This window comes from Streptomyces sp. NPDC051921, assembly GCF_040680975.1.
GTDB lineage: Bacteria > Actinomycetota > Actinomycetes > Streptomycetales > Streptomycetaceae > Streptomyces.
Genome location: NZ_JBFAXU010000003.1, coordinates 61474 through 79098 on the forward strand (window position 1 = coordinate 61474; position 17625 = coordinate 79098).

17 protein-coding genes and 1 pseudogene are annotated in these 17625 nt (G+C 74.5%); 9 read left to right on the forward strand and 9 right to left on the reverse strand.

What is annotated here, in order from left to right; translation table 11 throughout:
* Nucleotides 1-164: 164 nt before the first annotated feature.
* The 4 genes and pseudogenes from AB0M16_RS04975 to AB0M16_RS04990 all read right to left on the reverse strand — a co-directional run.
* A complete protein-coding gene (locus tag AB0M16_RS04975) occupies nucleotides 165-1589 on the reverse strand; it encodes a lipase maturation factor family protein (protein WP_365338838.1) in 1425 nt (474 codons plus the stop codon).
* 72 nt (nucleotides 1590-1661) lie between these two features.
* Nucleotides 1662-1823: a hypothetical protein gene (locus AB0M16_RS04980; protein WP_365338840.1), complete on the reverse strand. Its 162-nt coding sequence runs from the start codon at nucleotides 1821-1823 to the stop codon at nucleotides 1662-1664.
* A gap of 49 nt (nucleotides 1824-1872) precedes the next feature.
* A complete protein-coding gene (locus AB0M16_RS04985; RefSeq protein ID WP_365339465.1) occupies nucleotides 1873-2427 on the reverse strand; it encodes a DUF1990 domain-containing protein in 555 nt (184 codons plus the stop codon).
* 270 nt (nucleotides 2428-2697) lie between these two features.
* A pseudogene (locus AB0M16_RS04990) lies at nucleotides 2698-3510 on the reverse strand (YndJ family protein); the annotation flags it as partial.
* Between the two features lie 183 nt (nucleotides 3511-3693).
* Here AB0M16_RS04990 and AB0M16_RS04995 point away from each other — a divergent pair.
* The 7 genes from AB0M16_RS04995 to AB0M16_RS05025 all read left to right on the forward strand — a co-directional run bounded on the left by AB0M16_RS04995 (nucleotide 3694) and on the right by AB0M16_RS05025 (nucleotide 12350).
* Nucleotides 3694-4866 (forward strand): DUF6777 domain-containing protein, encoded by a 1173-nt coding sequence (locus AB0M16_RS04995; RefSeq protein WP_365338842.1) that lies wholly within the window; start codon nucleotides 3694-3696, stop codon nucleotides 4864-4866.
* Nucleotides 4867-5010: 144 nt separating this feature from the next.
* Nucleotides 5011-7107: a SpoIIE family protein phosphatase gene (locus AB0M16_RS05000; RefSeq protein WP_365338844.1), complete on the forward strand. Its 2097-nt coding sequence runs from the start codon at nucleotides 5011-5013 to the stop codon at nucleotides 7105-7107.
* 115 nt (nucleotides 7108-7222) lie between these two features.
* Entirely contained in the window at nucleotides 7223-8095 is an 873-nt protein-coding gene (locus AB0M16_RS05005) for a DNA-formamidopyrimidine glycosylase family protein (protein WP_365338846.1), read from the forward strand.
* Between the two features lie 50 nt (nucleotides 8096-8145).
* A complete protein-coding gene (locus AB0M16_RS05010) occupies nucleotides 8146-8889 on the forward strand; it encodes a LytTR family DNA-binding domain-containing protein (protein ID WP_365338848.1) in 744 nt (247 codons plus the stop codon).
* Between the two features lie 92 nt (nucleotides 8890-8981).
* Nucleotides 8982-9386 (forward strand): hypothetical protein, encoded by a 405-nt coding sequence (locus AB0M16_RS05015; RefSeq protein WP_365338850.1) that lies wholly within the window; start codon nucleotides 8982-8984, stop codon nucleotides 9384-9386.
* Nucleotides 9387-9396: 10 nt separating this feature from the next.
* Nucleotides 9397-11136 carry a cation acetate symporter gene (locus tag AB0M16_RS05020; RefSeq protein ID WP_365338852.1) on the forward strand — a complete coding sequence of 580 codons (1740 nt, stop codon included), beginning with the start codon at nucleotides 9397-9399 and terminating at the stop codon, nucleotides 11134-11136.
* Nucleotides 11133-12350 carry a histidine kinase gene (locus tag AB0M16_RS05025; RefSeq protein WP_365338854.1) on the forward strand — a complete coding sequence of 406 codons (1218 nt, stop codon included), beginning with the start codon at nucleotides 11133-11135 and terminating at the stop codon, nucleotides 12348-12350. The genes AB0M16_RS05020 and AB0M16_RS05025 overlap by 4 nt, the downstream gene beginning before the upstream one ends.
* 15 nt (nucleotides 12351-12365) lie before the next feature.
* Here the strand turns inward: AB0M16_RS05025 and AB0M16_RS05030 are convergent, their stop codons facing one another.
* The 3 genes from AB0M16_RS05030 to AB0M16_RS05040 all read right to left on the reverse strand — a co-directional run bounded on the left by AB0M16_RS05030 (nucleotide 12366) and on the right by AB0M16_RS05040 (nucleotide 13996).
* Complete coding sequence (locus AB0M16_RS05030; protein WP_365339467.1) at nucleotides 12366-12764, reverse strand: hypothetical protein; 399 nt, start codon at nucleotides 12762-12764, stop codon at nucleotides 12366-12368.
* 225 nt (nucleotides 12765-12989) lie between these two features.
* Nucleotides 12990-13403, reverse strand: a complete 414-nt coding sequence (locus AB0M16_RS05035) for a PaaI family thioesterase (RefSeq protein ID WP_365338856.1) — start codon at nucleotides 13401-13403, stop codon at nucleotides 12990-12992.
* Between the two features lie 5 nt (nucleotides 13404-13408).
* Nucleotides 13409-13996 (reverse strand): sigma-70 family RNA polymerase sigma factor, encoded by a 588-nt coding sequence (locus AB0M16_RS05040; RefSeq protein ID WP_365338858.1) that lies wholly within the window; start codon nucleotides 13994-13996, stop codon nucleotides 13409-13411.
* Between the two features lie 230 nt (nucleotides 13997-14226).
* On the opposite strand from AB0M16_RS05040, the gene AB0M16_RS05045 reads away from it, so the two are divergent.
* On the forward strand, nucleotides 14227-15426 hold the full coding sequence (locus tag AB0M16_RS05045; RefSeq protein WP_365338860.1) for a CapA family protein: 1200 nt from the start codon (nucleotides 14227-14229) through the stop codon (nucleotides 15424-15426).
* Between the two features lie 18 nt (nucleotides 15427-15444).
* On the opposite strand, the gene AB0M16_RS05050 is transcribed toward AB0M16_RS05045, so the two are convergent.
* A complete protein-coding gene (locus AB0M16_RS05050; RefSeq protein WP_365338862.1) occupies nucleotides 15445-15891 on the reverse strand; it encodes a universal stress protein in 447 nt (148 codons plus the stop codon).
* 90 nt (nucleotides 15892-15981) lie between these two features.
* Here AB0M16_RS05050 and AB0M16_RS05055 point away from each other — a divergent pair, with 90 nt between their 5' ends.
* Nucleotides 15982-16863 carry a polysaccharide deacetylase family protein gene (locus AB0M16_RS05055; protein WP_365338864.1) on the forward strand — a complete coding sequence of 294 codons (882 nt, stop codon included), beginning with the start codon at nucleotides 15982-15984 and terminating at the stop codon, nucleotides 16861-16863.
* Nucleotides 16864-16947: 84 nt separating this feature from the next.
* Here AB0M16_RS05055 and AB0M16_RS05060 read toward each other — a convergent pair whose 3' ends face one another.
* The gene (locus tag AB0M16_RS05060) at nucleotides 16948-17607 is read right to left on the reverse strand and encodes a class F sortase (protein WP_365338866.1); all 660 of its coding nucleotides are present in this window, start codon (nucleotides 17605-17607) and stop codon (nucleotides 16948-16950) included.
* Between the last annotated feature and the right edge of the window lie 18 nt (nucleotides 17608-17625).

Consider the following 17625-nt stretch of genomic DNA (forward strand, 5'->3'; position numbering starts at 1 on the left):
TCGCTTCGCCCCGTGCCCCCGGCCGACCCCACGGCCGGGGGCACGGGCATGCCCGCGGGATCGTCCGGCGCCCGAGCCGTCCTCGGTCCAGGCCGTCCCCGGCGTCGGCCGTCCTCGGCGTCGGCCGTCCTCGGCGCCGGCCGCCGCCCGGCCGCCGGGCGTGCTCAGTCGCGTTCGGCCGGCTCGCGCAGCCGTACCGGCGGCAGGTACTCCCGCCGCAGGGTCCGGTGCCACCACGCCCCGGTCTCCCGCAGTTCGCGCCAGCTCGTGTACCGGTAGCGGTAGAGCCGGGCCCGGACGTGGGTCGGCGGCGCGTCCGGGAACGGGTTGTGGCGCAGCAGCCGCAGGGTGTCGCGGTCCCCGGCGAGCAGCCGCTCGACGAAGGGCCCGAACCAGTCCCGGGCGTAGCCGGGGGAGAGCGCGGCGAACCACATCAGCCAGTCGAGCCGCAGATGGTAGGGGGCGAACTGGCGCGGCAGCCGGCGCGGGTCGCCGGGCTTGCCCTTGAAGCCGTACTCCCGCCACACGGTGTTCTCGTCAGGGTCCGGATCGTCCGTGCCCTCGACGGCGATCTCGTCCCGGATGCGTCCGACCGTGCCGAACGCGCCGTACGTGTTGACCAGGTGGAGCGGGTCGAAGGAGCGGTTCATCGCCTGCCGCCGCGAGAGCAGGTTGCGCACCGGGTGCCGGCTCTGGAAGAGGATCAGGGCGGTGGCGGCGCACACGACCACCACGTACCAGAGCGGGGCCTCCGGCTGCGGGTGGGAGCCGGCCAGGAGCGAGCCGTCCAGGGCGGAGAGCGCGAGGACGATGGTCAGCCAGTTCAGCCAGGCGAAGTTGCCGGAGAGCACCAGCCACAGCTGGGTGACCACCATCAGCCCCGCCGCGACCGTGGCGACCGGCTGCGGGGTGAAGAGCAGGACGGGCACGCCGAGCTGGACGACGTGGTTCGCGGCGCACTCGACCTTGTGCAACGGCTTCGGCAGGTGGTGGAAGAACCAGCTCAGCGGGCCGGGCATCGGCTGGGTCTCGTGGTGGTGGTAGAGGCAGGTCAGGTTCCGCCAGCACGGGTCGCCGCGGATCTTGATCAGTCCGGCGCCGAACTCGACCCGGAAGAGCAGCCAGCGCAGCAGGAACAGGATCAGGACGGGCGGGCCGGTGTCGTCGTTGCCGAGCAGGACGGCGAGGAAACCGGTCTCCAGGAGCAGCGACTCCCAGCCGAAGGAGTACCAGGTCTGCCCCACGTTCACGATCGACAGGTACAGCCCCCAGAGCAGCAGCCACAGCAGCATCGACACCGGCAGCGGCACGGCGTCGCCCGCACCGGCGACCATCGCGAGAGCGAGTGCGGCGCCGCCCCACGCGACCGTCGCGAAGAGCCGGTCGGAGTAGCGCCACTGGAAGAGGCTGGGCGCCCGCCGGGCGGGTACGAAGCGGACGTACTCGGGGACGGGCAGCATGCCGCGCTCGCCGATGAGCGCGCGGAACTGCAGCGCCGCGGACAGGAACGCGACGAGGTACAGACCGGCGAGCCCCCGTTGGAAGACGATCCGGCTCAGCCAGTAGTCGGGGGCGGTGAACCACTCCATCGCGTGCGGCGGCGGAGACCGGCGGCGGCTGTCGCGCCTGCTGTCAGCGGCGGGCGCCGGCGGCCGGCGCTCTCACTCGTCCTCGTCCGCCGAGCGCTCGCCTTCCGCCTGGGAGGGGGTGGTGCGCATGACCTGCGGGTGGACGTGCGACTTCTGCTGCGCGTCCATGTCCTCGTCGAGGCGCTCGCCCTCGGCCTGCGAGGGGTTCGTGTACTCGTCGTACGGGCTGCTCATGGCCGCCTCCTTCGAGGGAGTACGGGTGAGTACAGAAGGAGCGTAACTCTCATCGGCCCGCGGTGAGACCCGCCAGACCGCGGCCGAGCCGGCGGGCGTAGGCGAGCTGCAGTGCCCGGACGGCCGGCCCGCCGAGCCGGGTGTACCAGACGGCGGCGCGGCTGAAGGCGGTGACCGTGAACCAGACCGTGCCGTCGTCGTGCAGGTCGACGACGAAGGACTCCTCGCCGCACTCGGGGTGCCCGGCGACGGTGCCGTACGCGAAGCCGGTGCAGCGCTCCGTGTAGGCCGTCCAGATCACCTGGCAGGGCGCGTCGAAGCGGATCGGACCGAGCCCCATCGAGACCTCCAGGGTGACGCCCGGCTCGGCGCGCCCGGCGGTGCAGGCCACCCGGGCGCCCGTCGCGCGGTGCATGGCCCACGTGGTCACGGCGGCACCGGCGGCCGCGTAGGCCGCCTCGCCGTGGCCGACCCGGACGGTGTGGTGGAGGTGGTGGTAGCCGACGGGCAGCGGGCCGGTGCGGGTGGCGCCGACCTCGGGGTAGTTCGGCCCGGTCGGGGCCGTGGCGGGGGCGTCCGAGAGGCTGCGGATGAGGCGGGTCATGCCGGGAGCTCCGTTCGGTGAGCGGTGGCTGTGGCTGTGGCTGTGGCTGTGGCTGTGGCTGTGGCGGTTGTGGTGACGGTGGCGGTGGTGGGCGATGGCGGTGGTGGTGGCGATGGCCTGGGCGGTGGTGGCCGTGGGCGTGGCCGTGGCACCCGCGGTGGTGGTCACGCCGGCCGTGGCCGGGGCGGTGGTGTCGACGGCGCTACGGGGACGTGCCTGGGTACGGATCTCCGGGCGGTGCGCGGGGCGGGGCCCGGTCGGTGGGGCGGGGCGCAGGCGACGCCAGGCGAGCAGCGAGCACAGCGCGAAGCCGAGGGCGTTGCCGAGCCCGTGGGTCGCCGCCATCCAGGTCAGGCTCGGGTGCGGGAGTCCGGTGGCCTCGCCGAGCGCCCAGCTGAGTGCGAGCAGCATGGTGGCGACCAGGACGGCCGCCGAGACCCCGAGCAGCGCGCGGGTGGCCGGATCGGCCGCCGCGGGGCGCAGCCGGCGCCAGGTGGTGAGGGCGACGGCCCACATGCCGGCGGAGAGCACGAGGGCCCCGGCCAGCTCCGCCCAGTCGTCGACGAAGTAGCCGAGCAGGACGAGCAGCGTGCCGAGCGGGACGCTGAGCGCCGCGAACCGGGTCGCGCGGCCCTCGACGGTGCGGCAGACGAGCCCGGCGACCAGGGCGGCGGTGAAGCCCGCGAAGTGGAAGTGCGGAACGGTGAGGGCGAGGACGTCGAGGTCGAAGCCGAGCAGCTCGTGGCCGCCGCGTTCGGCGACCAGGGCGAGTCCCGCGACGGACGGTGTCGCGAGGGCGCTGAGCACGGCCACCTCGGCGGGGGACAACGACCGGGTGAGGGCCAGTCGGGCGGGGGCGTGCAGGGCGAGCGCCAGGGTGCCGAGGGCGTAGATCCCGGCGAGGGCCGCGGCCACCGGCGAGCGGGGGAGCCAGAGCGCGACGGCCCCGGGGAGGGCGAACAACGGCCAGGCGCGGCGCAGGGCGCGCAGCGTGGCGGGCTGGGGGCCGCCGATCATCCGGAGCCCGGCGGGCACGACGACCAGCATCCCCAGCATCACGATCGGTCCGACGAGTACGGACACGGCACGGACACCCCCCTTGAACATGTTCAAGCTCTCCGGGACGAGCGTAGACCCCACCCTTGAACGTGTTCAAGAGTGGGGTGGTGAAAGCCTCCGAGCCGGATGGACGCGCCCGGATTGCGGCCCCCCTGGCCCTGCGGCAGACATGAAGGGACGACCCGGGGCGAACAGGCGGGAGACCCAGTGCGCGACGCAACCAGACCACGGCCCACGCGACCACGGTCAGCGCGAGCACCGCACGCGCTGCCGGGCGCCCTCGCCGCGCTCGCCTCCGCCCTGCTGCTCGCGGGCTGCGCCGGCGGCGAACCGGGCGAACCGGGCGCGGAGCAGACCGCCGCCACGGCCCCCGTCCGCGAGGTGCTCCTCCAGCCCGCGGGCGCCCAGGGACCCGCCCCGTTCACCGCCTCCACCGCGCAGGAGGGCGCCCCCGTCGACGCGGGCGCACCCGCCGCCACCGGCGTCGGCGAACCCGCGCCCGTCGGCCGGTCGCTCACCGGTGCCACCCCGGGCCTCTACGGCGGCACCCGCTCCGTCGCCAGCTGCGACGTCGAGCAGCAGGTCGCCTTCCTCACCGCCGACCAGGCCCGGGCCCGCGCCTTCGCCGAGTCCGCCGGCATCCCCGAGAGCAACATCGCCGGCTGGCTGCGCGGCCTCACCCCCGTGGTGCTGCGCACCGACACCCGCGTCACCAGCCACGGCTTCAGCGACGGCCACGCCACCGCCTATCAGTCCGTCCTCCAGACCGGCACCGCCGTCCTCGTCGACCAGTACGGCAGCCCGCGCGTCCGCTGCGTCTGCGGGAACCCGCTGCGCTCCCCGGCCGCCGCGCCCGGCGCCGCCCTCGCCGGACGGGCCTGGGCCGGCTACCGCCCCGACCGCGTCGTCGCCATCACCCCGACCACCGCGGTCGTCACCAGCCTGGTCATCGTGAACACCGCCGACAACACCTGGATCGAGCGGAAGACCGGCACCACCGGCGCCCAGGACCGCAGGCCCGACGTCCTGCCGCCCTGCGACCCCGCCGACTGCGACGTCGTCACCGCCCCGCCTCCGCCGGCGCAGGACAGCCCGCAGGCACCGGAGCCGACGACGCCCAGGAGCCCCGTCGGGCCCCCCACGGCGCCGCGACCCGTCCCCCCGGCACCCGACGACCCGACCCCGCCCGCTCCCGAGCCGCCGCTCCCGGACACGCCGGCCCCCGACTCGCCCGACGGCGGAACGCCCGTACCGATGCCCGACGCGCCGGTCGTACCGGACGGACCCGGCGAGTACCCCACCCCCGAGCCGCCGCCCTCCTTCGACGACCTGTTCCCGGCCGAGACCGTGCCCCAGCAGCCCGAGACCTTCGAGGGCTGACCGCCCCCGCCGGACCGCCCCCGCCGGACCGCCCCCGCCCGACCGCCCCCGCCCGTCCGCCGGACCGCCCCGCCCGCACGTTGTTGCCAAGCTGTGCCGATCTTCGCCGTGCGTACGGGCGGGCCTGCGCCTAGCGTGGCCCCCATGAACGCGGGCAGACGGGGCGGGGAGGCGGCCGAGCAGTGCCGCTGCGAGACGGGGGCGGCCGGGCCGACCTGCTGTTTCCTTCATGAGTTCGGCCAGGAGTTCGGGATGGGCAGCTTCGACTGGGACCTGCTCACCGGCCGGATGACCATGGACGAGGGCGCACTGCGCGTCTTCGACATGGATCCCGGCGAGTACGACGGCGACCCCGCGACCCTCGGCTCGCGCGTCCTGCCCGACGAGGGCCGCCGCCTCGACTCCCTGGTGGCGCAGGCGCTCAAGGACGGCAGCGAGCGCTACGGCGCCTACTTCCGCATCCGCACCCGCGGCGGCGTCCAGCGCTGGACCCACACCCAGGGCCTCGTCCGGCGCGACGAGACCGGTCGGCCCTTCCGTATCGTCGGCGTCGTCCGCGACGCCTCCGAGGAGCTCACCGAGTCCGCCGCACGGCTCGGCCTCGACGAGGGCAGGCGACAGCGCACCAGCGTCGTCGAGGGCATGACGGCCGCCCTCGCCCACGCCCGCACCGTCCAGGACATCATCGACCTGCTCAACGACTCCCAGGGCCTGGAGCAGTTCGGCGCGGCCAGCCTCGTCATGGGCCTCCTGGAGGCCGGGCGCATCCACCTCGTGGCCGAGGGACCCGCCGGCGCGTTCGTGCCCGGCACCCGGTTCACCCGAGTGGACGAGCCGTACCCGATGAGCGAGGTCGTCCGGACCCTGCAGCCCCGGTTCATCGAGTCGCCCGAGGACTTCGCCGCCTCCTACCCGGTCCTGTGGCCGCACATCAGCGGCCTCGGCATCACCTCCGCCGCCTACCTCCCGCTGATCGCCCAGGCCCGGCCCATCGGCGCCCTCGGCCTCCTCTACAGCGACCGGACCGGCTTCAGCGCCGACGAGCGCAACCTGCTCGTCGCCCTCGGCAGCTCGATCGCCCAGAGCCTCCAGCGCGCCATGCTGTACGAACAGGAGCACGACCTCGCCGAGGGCCTCCAGCAGGCGATGCTGCCCCGCCGCATCCCCGACGTGCCCGGCACCCAGATAGCCGTCCGCTATCGCTCCGCCCGGCTCGGCCGGGACATCGGTGGCGACTGGTACGACATCATCCCGCTGCCCGGCGGCCGGGTGGGCGCCGTCATCGGCGACGTCCAGGGCCACGACACGCACGCCGCCGCCGTCATGGGCCAGCTGCGGATCGTGCTGCGCGCCTACGCGGCCGAGGGCCACACCCCCGCCACCGTGATGGCCCGCGCCTCCGTCTTCCTCCACGAGCTCGACACCGACCGCTTCGCCACCTGCACGTACGCCGAGGCCGACCCCAACACCGGACTCGTCCAGATCGTCCGCGCCGGGCACGTCGACCCGCTCGTCCAGGACCCCGACGGCAGCGCCCACCGGCTCCCCGTCGACGGCGGTCTGCCGCTCGGGCTGTCCGCCGAGTTCGGACGACTGGACTACCCGGTCACCACCGCCGAGCTCGACCCGGGACAGACCCTGCTCATGTACACCGACGGCCTGGTCGAGAAGCCGGGCGCCGACCTCGACGAAGGCCTCCAGTGGCTCTCCTCGCTGGTCAAGCGCGGCCCGCGCGACCTGGCGCAGCTCGCCGACCACCTCTGCGACGTCGTCGACGAGCGCGGCGGCGAGGACGACGTGGCGGTCCTGCTGCTGCGACGCGAGGGCGCCCACAAGCCGCAGGCCGGCGGCCGCCTCCAACAGCACGTGGGCCAGAACGACCCCGAGGCGCTCCGGTCCGCCCGCCACATGATCCGGGCCGCGGTACGGGCCTGGGGCGCCGGCGCCCGCTCCGACGAGATCGAACTCGTCGCCGACGAGCTGACGACCAACGCCCTGATGCACACCGACGGCGGCGCCATCGTGACCCTGCGGATGCTCGCCGGCCCGGAACGCCGCCTCCGCGTCGAGGTGGAGGACCGCTCCAGTGCCCTGCCGCGCCGCCGCGAGGCCGGCGAGTCCGGCGTATCGGGGCGCGGTCTCCTGCTCGTGGACCGCATCTCCGACCAGTGGGGCGTGGAGCCGCGCGGCAGCGGCAAGTGCGTGTGGTGCGAGTTCATCACGGAGGAACCGGGGATCTGACGGGCGCCGGTCCCGCCCGTGCGGGGTCCCGCCCTGACGGGCGTCGGTCCCGCCCTGACGGGCGTCGGTCCCGCCCTGACGGGCGCCCGACCCGCCCGTGCGGCAGGGTGGGAGCATGCCCGAACTGCCCGAGGTCGAGGCCCTCCGCGAGTTCCTCGACGCCCACCTGGTGGGCAAGGAGATCGCCCGCGTGCTGCCGGTCGCGATCAGCGTGCTCAAGACCTACGACCCGCCGCTGAGCGCGCTCGACGGCGCCCGGGTGACCGGGGTCGCCCGGCACGGGAAGTTCCTCGACATCGCGACCGAGGGCACGGCCGGGGAGCTCCACCTGGTCACCCACCTCGCCCGGGCCGGCTGGCTGCAGTGGAAGGACGTGCTGCCCTCCGGACTGCCGAAGCCCGGCAAGGGACCGCTGGCGCTGCGGACCGCGCTCACCGGGGGCGACGGATTCGACCTCACCGAGGCCGGCACGACCAAACGCCTCGCCGTGCACCTCGTCCGCGACCCCGCCGAGGTCCCCGGCGTGGCCCGCCTCGGGCCCGACCCGCTCGCCGCGGACTTCGACCTCGCCGCCTTCGGCGCGCTGCTCGCGGGCGAACGGCGCCAGATCAAGGGCGCCTTGCGCGACCAGAGCCTGATCGCGGGCATCGGCAACGCCTACAGCGACGAGATCCTGCACGCCGCGAGGATGTCGCCGTTCAAGCCCACCCAGAACCTGACCCCCGAGGAGACCGCCGTCCTCTACGCGGCCGTGCGCAGCACCCTCGCCGAGGCCGTCGAACGTTCCCACGGCCTCGCCGCCGGCAAGCTCAAGGCCGAGAAGAAGAGCGGGCTCCGCGTCCACGGCCGCGCCGGTGAACCCTGCCCGGTCTGCGGGGACACCATCCGGGAGGTCTCCTTCGCCGACTCCTCCCTCCAGTACTGCCCCACCTGCCAGACCGGCGGCAAGCCGCTCGCCGACCGGCGCATGTCCAAACTCCTCAAATAGACTCCGCACCCCCGCCGGTCTTGCGCGGCTCCTGAAATAGACTCCCGCGCATGCTGCGCGTACTGGCCGTCGACGACGAGGCGCCGGCCCTCGGGGAACTCCTCTACCTGCTGCGGGCCGACCCACGGGTGCGCACCGCCGAGGGCGCGGGCGACGCCACCGAGGCGCTGCGCAGGATCGGACGCGCCCTGGAGAGCGGACCCGACGGCGACGAAGCCATCGACGTCGTCTTCCTCGACATCCACATGCCCGGCCTGAGCGGACTCGACCTGGCGCGGCTGCTCGGAGGCTTCGCCCGGCCGCCGCTCATCGTCTTCGTCACCGCCCATGAGGGCTTCGCCGTCCAGGCCTTCGACCTGGAGGCCGTCGACTACGTGCTCAAGCCCGTCCGGCGCGAACGGCTGGCCGAGGCCGTCCGGCGCGTGCGCGAGCTCGTGCACGCGCCCGCGCAGGCGCTCGCGCCCGAGCAGATCCCGGTCGAACTCGGCGGCGTCACGCGCTTCGTGTCCGTCGACGACATCGCGTACGTGGAGGCGCACGGCGACTACGCCCGCCTGCACACCGACCACGGCAGCCACCTGGTCCGGATCCCGCTGTCGACGCTCGAGGAGCGCTGGGCCGCCCGCGGGTTCGTGCGCATCCACCGCAGCCACCTCGTGGCCCTCGGCCGCATCGACGAGCTGCGCCTCGACGGCGGTGCGACCTCCGTGCGCGTCGGCGACGCCGAACTCGCCGTCTCCCGCCGACACGCCCGTGACCTGCGGGACCTCCTCGTGCGCCGGGCCGGCGGCTGAGCCCGACCGGTAGGTCCGGCGACCCCTACCCGCCCCCGACCCCTTCCGCTTACACTCCACGGGCCCACCCGACCGTGAGAGAGCGGACGCCGATGTCCGAGCACCATCCGTCCCCGGCCTCCGGCCGGGGGGACCCCCAGCGCCGGCCCCGGCGCGAGACCGTCACCCACGCCTCTGCCGTGGGCGGCGGGCCCGTGCCCCGGCCCCGTCCCCATCACGCGCCCGCCCGCTCGGAGATCAGCGAGCAGACCACCCTGGGCCACACCTACGTGCGCTCCCTGATGCGCAGCCAGCTGCGCGCCGCCCTCACCGGACTCGGCGCGCTGCTGCTGCTCGTCGGCCCCCTGCCGCTGCTGCTCGCGCTGCCGGCGCCCGAGGCCGCCGTGTGGGCGGCGCTCGGCGTCGGCGTCCACCCGGTCGTCTGGGCCATCGCCCACTGGTACGTCCGGCGCGCCGAACGGAACGAACGCGACTTCACCGGCCTCGTCGAGCGGTGACCCCCGGCGCATGAACCACAGCTACGCGGTCGCCGCGGTCACCGTCGTCGTCCTCGCCACCGTCCTCATCGGCGGTCTCGGCCTGCGGATCTCCCGTACCACCTCCGACTTCTACGTCGCCTCCCGCACGGTCGGGCCGCGCCTCAACGCCGCCGCCATCAGCGGCGAGTACCTGTCCGCCGCCTCCTTCCTCGGCATCGCCGGACTCGTCCTCGTCCAGGGCCCCGACATGCTGTGGTACCCGGTCGGCTACACCGCCGGCTACCTCGTGCTGCTGCTCCTGGTCGCCGCCCCGCTGCGCCGCTCCGGCGCGTACACGCTGTCCGACTTCGCCGAGGCCCGGTTGGAGTCCCCCCAGGTCCGGCGGCTCGCCAGCCTCTTCGTCGTCGGCATCGGCTGGCTCTACCTGCTGCCCCAACTCCAGGGCGCGGGGCTGACCCTGGAGATCCTGACCGGTGCCCCGGACTGGCTCGGCGGTCTCGTCGTCGCCCTGGTCGTCACGGGCATCGTCGCCGCCGGCGGCATGCGCAGCATCACCTTCGTGCAGGCCTTCCAGTACTGGCTGAAGCTCACCGCGCTGCTGGTCCCGGCGTTCTTCCTCGTCGCCGCCTGGTCCGGGGACGGCGCCCCGCGCGCCCGGTTCGACGCGCCGGCCGTCTTCCGCGCCCACACGGTCGTCCGGGTCGCCGACACGGTACGGATCGAGGTCGACGCCCCGCTCACGCTCACCGTCACCGGCGGCGTCGACGAGCGGGCGTACGAGCGGGGGACGGTCACCCTGCGGCCGGGCACCCACCGGATCGAGAAGGGCACCCGGCTCGCGTTCCCCGCCGGGGCGCCCGTACCGACCCGCGCCTCGAACGGCGCCGACCCCCTCGGCTGGTCCCAGCCGCTCGCCGGCGGGCGCGACGGGCACCAGCTGTACGCGACCTACGGGCTGATCCTCGCGACCTTCCTCGGCACCATGGGCCTGCCGCACGTCGCCGTGCGCTTCTACACCAGCCCCCATGGGCGGGCCGCGCGCCGGACCACCCTGGTCGTCCTCGGCCTGGTCGGCGTCTTCTACCTGCTGCCGCCGCTGTACGGGGCGCTGGGCCGGATCTACGCCCCCGAACTCGCCCTGAGCGGGGCCGCCGACGCCGCCGTGCTCGTCCTGCCGGAACGGCTGCTCGGCGGGGTGCTCGGTGACCTGCTCGGGGCGCTCCTCGCGGGCGGCGCCTTCGCCGCCTTCCTGTCGACCGCCTCCGGGCTCACCATGTCGGTGGCCGGGGTCCTCACCCAGGACGTGCTGCCCTCCCGGGGCGTCCGGCACTTCCGGCTCGCGACCCTGCTCTCCACGGCCGTCCCGCTCGCCGCCGGGGTCCTCGCCTCCAAGGTGCCGGTCGCCGATGCCGTGGGCCTGGCCTTCGCCGTCTCCGCCTCCTCCTTCTGCCCGTTGCTGGTGCTCGGCATCTGGTGGCGGCGGCTGACCCCGCCCGGCGCGATCGCGGGGCTGCTGCTCGGCGGCGGCTCCGCGCTGACCGCCGTCATGGCCACCCGGGCGGGACTGCCGCCGGAAGGCTGGCCGCACACCCTGATGGCCTGGCCCGCCGTCTGGTCGGTGCCGCTCGGCTTCCTCAGCATGGTCCTGGTGTCCCTCGCGACCCCGGGTCGCGTGCCGGCCGGAACGCCGGGGATCCTGGCCCGGCTGCACCTGCCGGAGGAGTTCAGTGGGCGCCCCGAGGCCCAGGCGCGGGGGGCCGAGCGGTGAGCGGCATCGTCCTGGCCGCGGCGGCCGCCGTCGGAGCGGTCCTGCTCGCGGCCGGCTTCGTGCTCGGCCGGAGCACCGCCCGGCGCGGACGCAGGGCGGCCGACCTCGACCTGGGCACCCCCGTCGAACGTGCCACCTTCCACACGCTGCACACCGCCTCGCTCGCCGCGCCCCCGCTGCGCGCCGGGCTCACCGAGGAGACGGCTGGCAGGGCGGCCGGCCGGCTGCGCTCCCTGCTCGGCACGGAGGCGCTGTGCCTGACCGACCGGACCTGCGTGCTCGCCTGGGACGGACCCGGCGACGGGCACCACCGCGAGGCGGTCATGGAACTCGTCGCGGAGACCGTCGCCTCGGGCCGCAGCCGCTCCGCGCACACCGGCTGCGCGGACGACTGCGCCGACCCCGAGTGCCCGCTGGGCTGGGCGGTGGTCGCCCCGCTGACCGGCGAGGACGGGGTGCTCGGCGCGCTCGTCGCGTACGGCTCGCGGGAGTCGGCGGTCCTGGTGCGGGCGGCCACGGAGGTGGCCCGCTGGGTGTCCGTCCAGCTCGAACTGGCCGAGCTGGACCGCTCCCGGACCCGGATCGTGGAGGCCGAGATCCGGGCCCTGCGCGCTCAGATCTCCCCGCACTTCATCTTCAACTCGCTCGCCGCCATAGCCTCGTTCGTCCGCACCGATCCCGAGCGGGCGCGCGAACTACTGCTGGAGTTCGCCGACTTCACCCGCTACTCCTTCCGGCGGCACGGCGACTTCGCCCAGCTCGCCGACGAACTGCGGGCCATCGAGCAGTACTTGGCACTCGCCGGCGCCCGGTTCGGCGAGCGGCTGAAGGTGACCCTGCGGATCGCGCCCGAGGTGCTCCCGGTCACGCTGCCGTTCCTCTGCCTGCAGCCGCTGGTGGAGAACGCCGTCAAGCACGGTCTGGAGGACTCCGCCGACGGCTGCCGGGTGGTGATCGCCGCCCGCGACGCGGGCGCCGAGGCCGTCGTCACCATCGAGGACGACGGGGTCGGCATGGACCCGGAGCTGCTGCGCGCGGTCCTGCGCGGCGAGCGTCCCTCGGACTCGGGCGTCGGCCTGTGCAACGTGGACGAGCGGCTCCGGCAGGTGTACGGGGCGGAGCACGGTCTCGTCATCGAGACGGGCGTCGGCGCGGGCATGAAGGTGACGGTACGGATCCCCAAGTACCGCCCGGGCGTGCACCCGACGGCCTGACGGCGCCTCCCGGGCTCAGCACAGGTGCAGCGCGAGGTGGCTGAGGGCCACGCCCACCTGCCAGGCGGGCAGCCACACCTGACGGTCCTCGTCGACGGCGGCGAGCCCGGCGAGTCCGGCCAGGTCGGCGGCGCGCAGTTCGGTGGCCCGCAGCCGTCGCCAGGTGTCCCGGGCGAGGGCGAGGTCCGGTTCCGGGGGGCGCGCGGACGGAGCGTCGAGGTGGGTGTCCACCCAGGCGGACCAGGGGTGGTCGTGGGCGGTACGGCGCAGCCAGCCGTCCCTGCCGGCCCCGGACAACAGGACGGTGAGGGACAGGGTCCGTACCCCGGCCCGGAACTCCAGCGAACCGGGCGCGACGAGCCCGCTGGTCCGCAACACGTCGTCGGCGACGTACTCGGCGCACAGCCAGTCCATGGGGACGGCGAGCCCGCCTCCGCCGGCGCCGTTCGTGCTTTCGGGCAGCACCGTTTCCACCTTCTCCCGGACGTCCAGACGAGGCCCCCGGTGACGAGCCTCCTCCGAGAAGGGCACGCGCGGGGCGCATTCGCTCAACTCGCCCGAGTGGTTTCGGACACGGCCCCCGCCACATCGGTGCAGGTGAGGGCCGTGTGACGGGGGTGAAGCCCGGGGTGGAGGAGGTCAGCCGAGGAGGGCGTAGACCGCCGTCGCGTGGGCGGCGGGCTCCTCCGTGCCCTCGGCGGTCATGGTGATGTCCGCGAAGGCCATGCGCTTGCCGGCCTTCGTCAGCCGCGCCCGCACCAGGACGTCGACGCCGAGCACGGCGCGCTGGAAGCTGATCGACTGCTGGACCGTGGTCATCGGCACGAAGCCGCCGCGGGCGGCGGACACCGCGATCACGGTCGCGGTGTCGGCGGCGGCCATCAGCGCCTGTCCGGAGAGCCCGCCGCCCTCCCGGGCGAGCCGGTCGGACCAGGGGAGCCGGAGGACGGCCTCGTGACCGTCGACGGAGGCGACGGAGAGCCCCAGGTCGAGCACCCAGGGGGCGAAGTTGTCGGCGAGGACCTTTTCGGCGGCGGCGAGAGTCAGTGTCACGAGCGTCATTGTGGGGCGACGGCCGGGGGCCGGGCAACGCCCGTGCGGCGCCGGGGCCGGTAGCCGGGCAGCCGGTGGCCGAGCTGGCGCAGTGCGTAGTGCGAGCGGGACTTGACGGTGCCGGCCGGGATGCCGAGGTCGGCGGCGGCCTCGTTGACCGTCAGGCCGTGGAAGTAGAGCCGGACGAGGACCGCGCGGTGCTCCGGGCTGAGCCCGCGGACCGCCGCGCGGACGTCGAGGGCCGCGTCGGCGGACTCGGTGGCGTCGGCCGGGTCGGCGGTGACGGCGAGCAGGCAGTCGCCGATCTCGGTCGGCCGGGACAGCCGGGAGCGGCGCGCGTCGATGGCGAGACGCCGGGCCACCGTGAACAGCCACGGCCGCATCGACTCGTACGAGGAGTCGAAGGCCTCGGGGTGGAGCCAGGCCCGGACCAGGGTCTCCTGGGCCAGGTCCTCGGCCCGCTGCCGGTCGCCGTGGGTGAGGCCGAGGAGGAAGGTGAGCAGGGCCTGCCCGTGCTCGCGCTGGAGCTCCTTCAGGGCCCGCTCGTCGGTGGTCGCCCTCGCTGCCTTCGGTGCCGTCAGTGCCGTCGTCATGTCGCCGTATCCGAACGCACCCGCTCGACGAGCGACAGGGAACGGACGAGGTTCTGCGACGAACGGTCGCACCGAGCGGTGAATGGCACGACGAACGGTCGGGCGGAAGCACTGCGTCCGATTCAGCGGGGTTTCCCACGAGACGCGGCAATGACCCTTGACTGGGGCTTATCTCCCCTGTGAATTCGTGAGAACGGATGTTCATCCTACGAATCAGCGGAGTCCGGCAGATGACCCCACGCACCAGACCCGGCGCGGCGGCCCTCGCCGTCGTCCTGCTCACCGCGGCCACCGGCTGCGCCGTCGCCGACCGCGCCCCCGACCGGTCGGCCCCCGACGCCGGACGGAGCCGCGCGGAGGAGCGGTCCCCGGCCCCCGGGGGAGCGTCCGCCCCGGCCCCCTTCACCCTCGTGGCCTCCGGCGACGTCCTGCCGCACGACTCGGTCATCCAGCGGGCCGCCGTCGACGCGGGCGGCGCAGGCTACGACTTCCGCCCCATGTTCTCGGGCGTCCGGTCCGTCGTCTCGCGCGCCGACCTGGCGATCTGCCACATGGAGACCGTCTACGGCGAGCAGGGCGGCCCGTACACCGGCTACCCCGCGTTCAAGTCGCCGCCCGAGGTCGCCGTGGCGCTCAAGGAGACCGGCTACGACTCCTGCTCCACCGCTTCCAACCACACCCTCGACGACGGGGCCGGCGGCCTGCGCCGCACCCTGGACGCGCTCGACAAGGCAGGCGTGCGGCACGCCGGCTCGGCCCGTACCGCCGCGGAGGCCGCCCGGCCCGCCCTGCTCGAGGCCGGCGCCGCGACCGTCGCCCAGCTCGCCTACACCTACGACACCAACGGCTACCCGCTGCCCGAGGGGCAGCCCTGGGCCGTCAACCTGATCGACGAGCAGAAGATCGTCTCCGACGCGCGGGCAGCCCGGAAGGCCGGCGCGGACGTCGTGGTCGTCTCGCTCCACTGGGGCACCGAGTGGCAGACGGCACCCGACGAGCGCCAGCTCGGCCTCGGCCGCGCGCTCACCGCCTCGCACACCGGGAACCGCCCCGACATCGACCTGATCATCGGCACCCACGCCCACGTGCCGCAGGCGTACGAGAAGGTCAACGGCACCTGGATCGTCTACGGCATGGGCGACCAGATCGCGGGCGACATGATCAACTACGAGGGCGTCCACGACCCCCGGGGCAACCAGGGCACCCTGGCCCGCTTCACCTTCGCCCCGCCGACCGCACCCGGCCGTCGCTGGGAGGTGTCCAGGGCGGAGTTCGTACCCCAGTCGTTCGACACCGCCCTGGGGCGGGTGGTGAACCTCAACGAGGCGATCAAGAAGGGGCGGACGCAGTACACCGGGGCCCGCGACGCCATCCGCGCGGTCGTGCTCGCCCGGGGCGCCGCCCGCGACGGCCTGGTGATGGGGGAGTAGCCCCCGGGGGCCCCGGGGCTACGGGACCACCGTGACCGGCCAGCGGCCCGCCTTCACCAGCCGCACCGCGACCGAGCCGACGAACCGGTGCCCCGCCGACTCCGAGGCCCCCACCACCACCGCGTCCGCCTTCAGCTCGTCGGCGGCCGAGACCAGTCCCGCGTACGCGTCCCCGCGGAAGGTGTGGAACTCCCAACGCACCTGGAAGATCTCCTTCACCCGCTCGGCGGACTCCCGGATCTCGGCCACCAGGCCCTCCGCGATCTCCTCCGTCGTCCCGGCGACCGGAGCCCCGAGCGAGGCGCCCGCCGCCATCACGGGCTGGACGTGGACGAGCGCGAGCAGCGCGTGCTGCCGCCGCGCCAGGCCCGCCGCGTACGCCGCGGCGCGCAGCGAGGACGCCGAGCCGTCGACCCCGGCGACGATCACCTTCGGGCCGTCCGTACCCCGTTCGAAACCACTCACCCTTCGAGGCTATCGGCTCATCAGGTGTTTTCGGACGGGCGGCCGGTGTCGCTGCGCGGAGCGCGCCGTCCTCCGGACGAACCATTGGTCATGAAAAAGGATGAGACGACCACCGGTCGCCGGTCGCTGCTGCGCCTCGCCGCCGCCCTCGGAGCCACCGCCGCCGTCGGGGTCTTCGCCACGGACCGGCTGACCGACCCCGGCGGCCCGCCCGAGGCCACCCCGGGCGCCACGCCCTCCGCCCGGCCGTCCGTACGACCCGCCCCCGCGGCGGCGGGGCCGCAGGTCCAGGCCGCCCGGCTGCGACCGGCCGCGTACCGGCTGCAGCCGATGACCGGCTACGCGCCGCCCGCCTTCCGCAAGGCGCTCCCGCCGGTCAGGACCCGGCCCTTCCTCCAACTGACCGGTGTCGGGCGCTCGATGGTGCTCACCTTCGACGACGGGCCCGACCCGCGCTACACGCCGGAGATCCTGGCCACCCTGCGGCGCCACGACTGCCGCGCGATGTTCTTCGTGTGCGGCGAGATGGCGGTCGACAACCAGGACCTGCTCAAGGAGATGGCCGAGGACGGGCACGTCGTCGGCAACCACTCATGGTCCCATCCCCTCGTCCCCAAGCTGCGCCCGTCCCGCATCCGCCAGGAGCTCGGCAGCACGAGCGACGTCATCGAACAGGCCCTGGGCGCTGCTCCGCTGTGGTACCGGGCTCCCTACGGGGCCTGGAACAAGCTCTCCTTCGAGATCGGCGCCGAGCTCGGCATGGAGCCGCTCGCCTGGACCGTCGACACCCTCGACTGGCAGGAGCCGCCCACCGACAGCATCGTCCGGAGGGTCCTGAACGGGGCCGGGCCCGGGGTCGTCGTCCTCAACCACGACGCCGGCGGCAACCGCTCGCACAGCGTCGCCGCGCTCAAGCGCTATCTGCCCCAACTCCTCGACGCGGGCTACAGCATCACCGTCCCGCGCCGCTGAGCGCGCAACCCGCCCCGTACGGCCCGGGGCCCCGGCACGCTGCGGAGTGCCGGGGCCCTGGGCCGTGCCGTGTGCTCCGCGGGCCTACCGCGAGCCCACCATCCGGGCGTAGACGACCACGTTGCCGTCGTAGCCGTGCGCCCGGGAGTAGCCGCCGCCGCAGGTGATCACCCGCAGCTCGGGCTCACCGGTGTCCGCGTAGACCTGGACCGGGAAGTCGTTCTTCGCGTACACGTCGACCCCGTAGATCTCGAAGACGGCCACCCGGCCGTCGTACCGCTCGACCTCGATGTGCTGGCCGCGCTGCAGGGAGCCGAGGCCGTAGAACACCGCGGGGCCCGCCAGGTTGTCGACGTGGCCCACGACGACCGACGTGCCGCGCATGCCCGGGGCGATGCCGTTCTGGTACCACCCGGCGAGGTTGGCCTCCTGGGGCGGCGGGGCGGCGATCCAGCCGTTGTCGTCCAGGCCGACGTCGATGACGGGGGCCGCCACCTTGAGGGCCGGGATCTTGATGCGCGAGGCCTGGGCGTAGGGCAGCGGATCCAGGCCGTAGGCGCTCGTGGGAGCCGGGCCCACCGGACGGGCGACCGGGCGCGCCGCGGCGGTGGGCTGGGGCGGGCCGGACTCGAAGCCGACCCCGTTGCGCATTATCGCCAGCCCGGAGAGCATGACGAGGGCCAGGGCGCCCCAGGGTTGGCGTCTCCTGGCGGCTTCGAGGAAGCTGAAGTCCTTGGGGCTCATGGTTCTCCCGGGCTCATG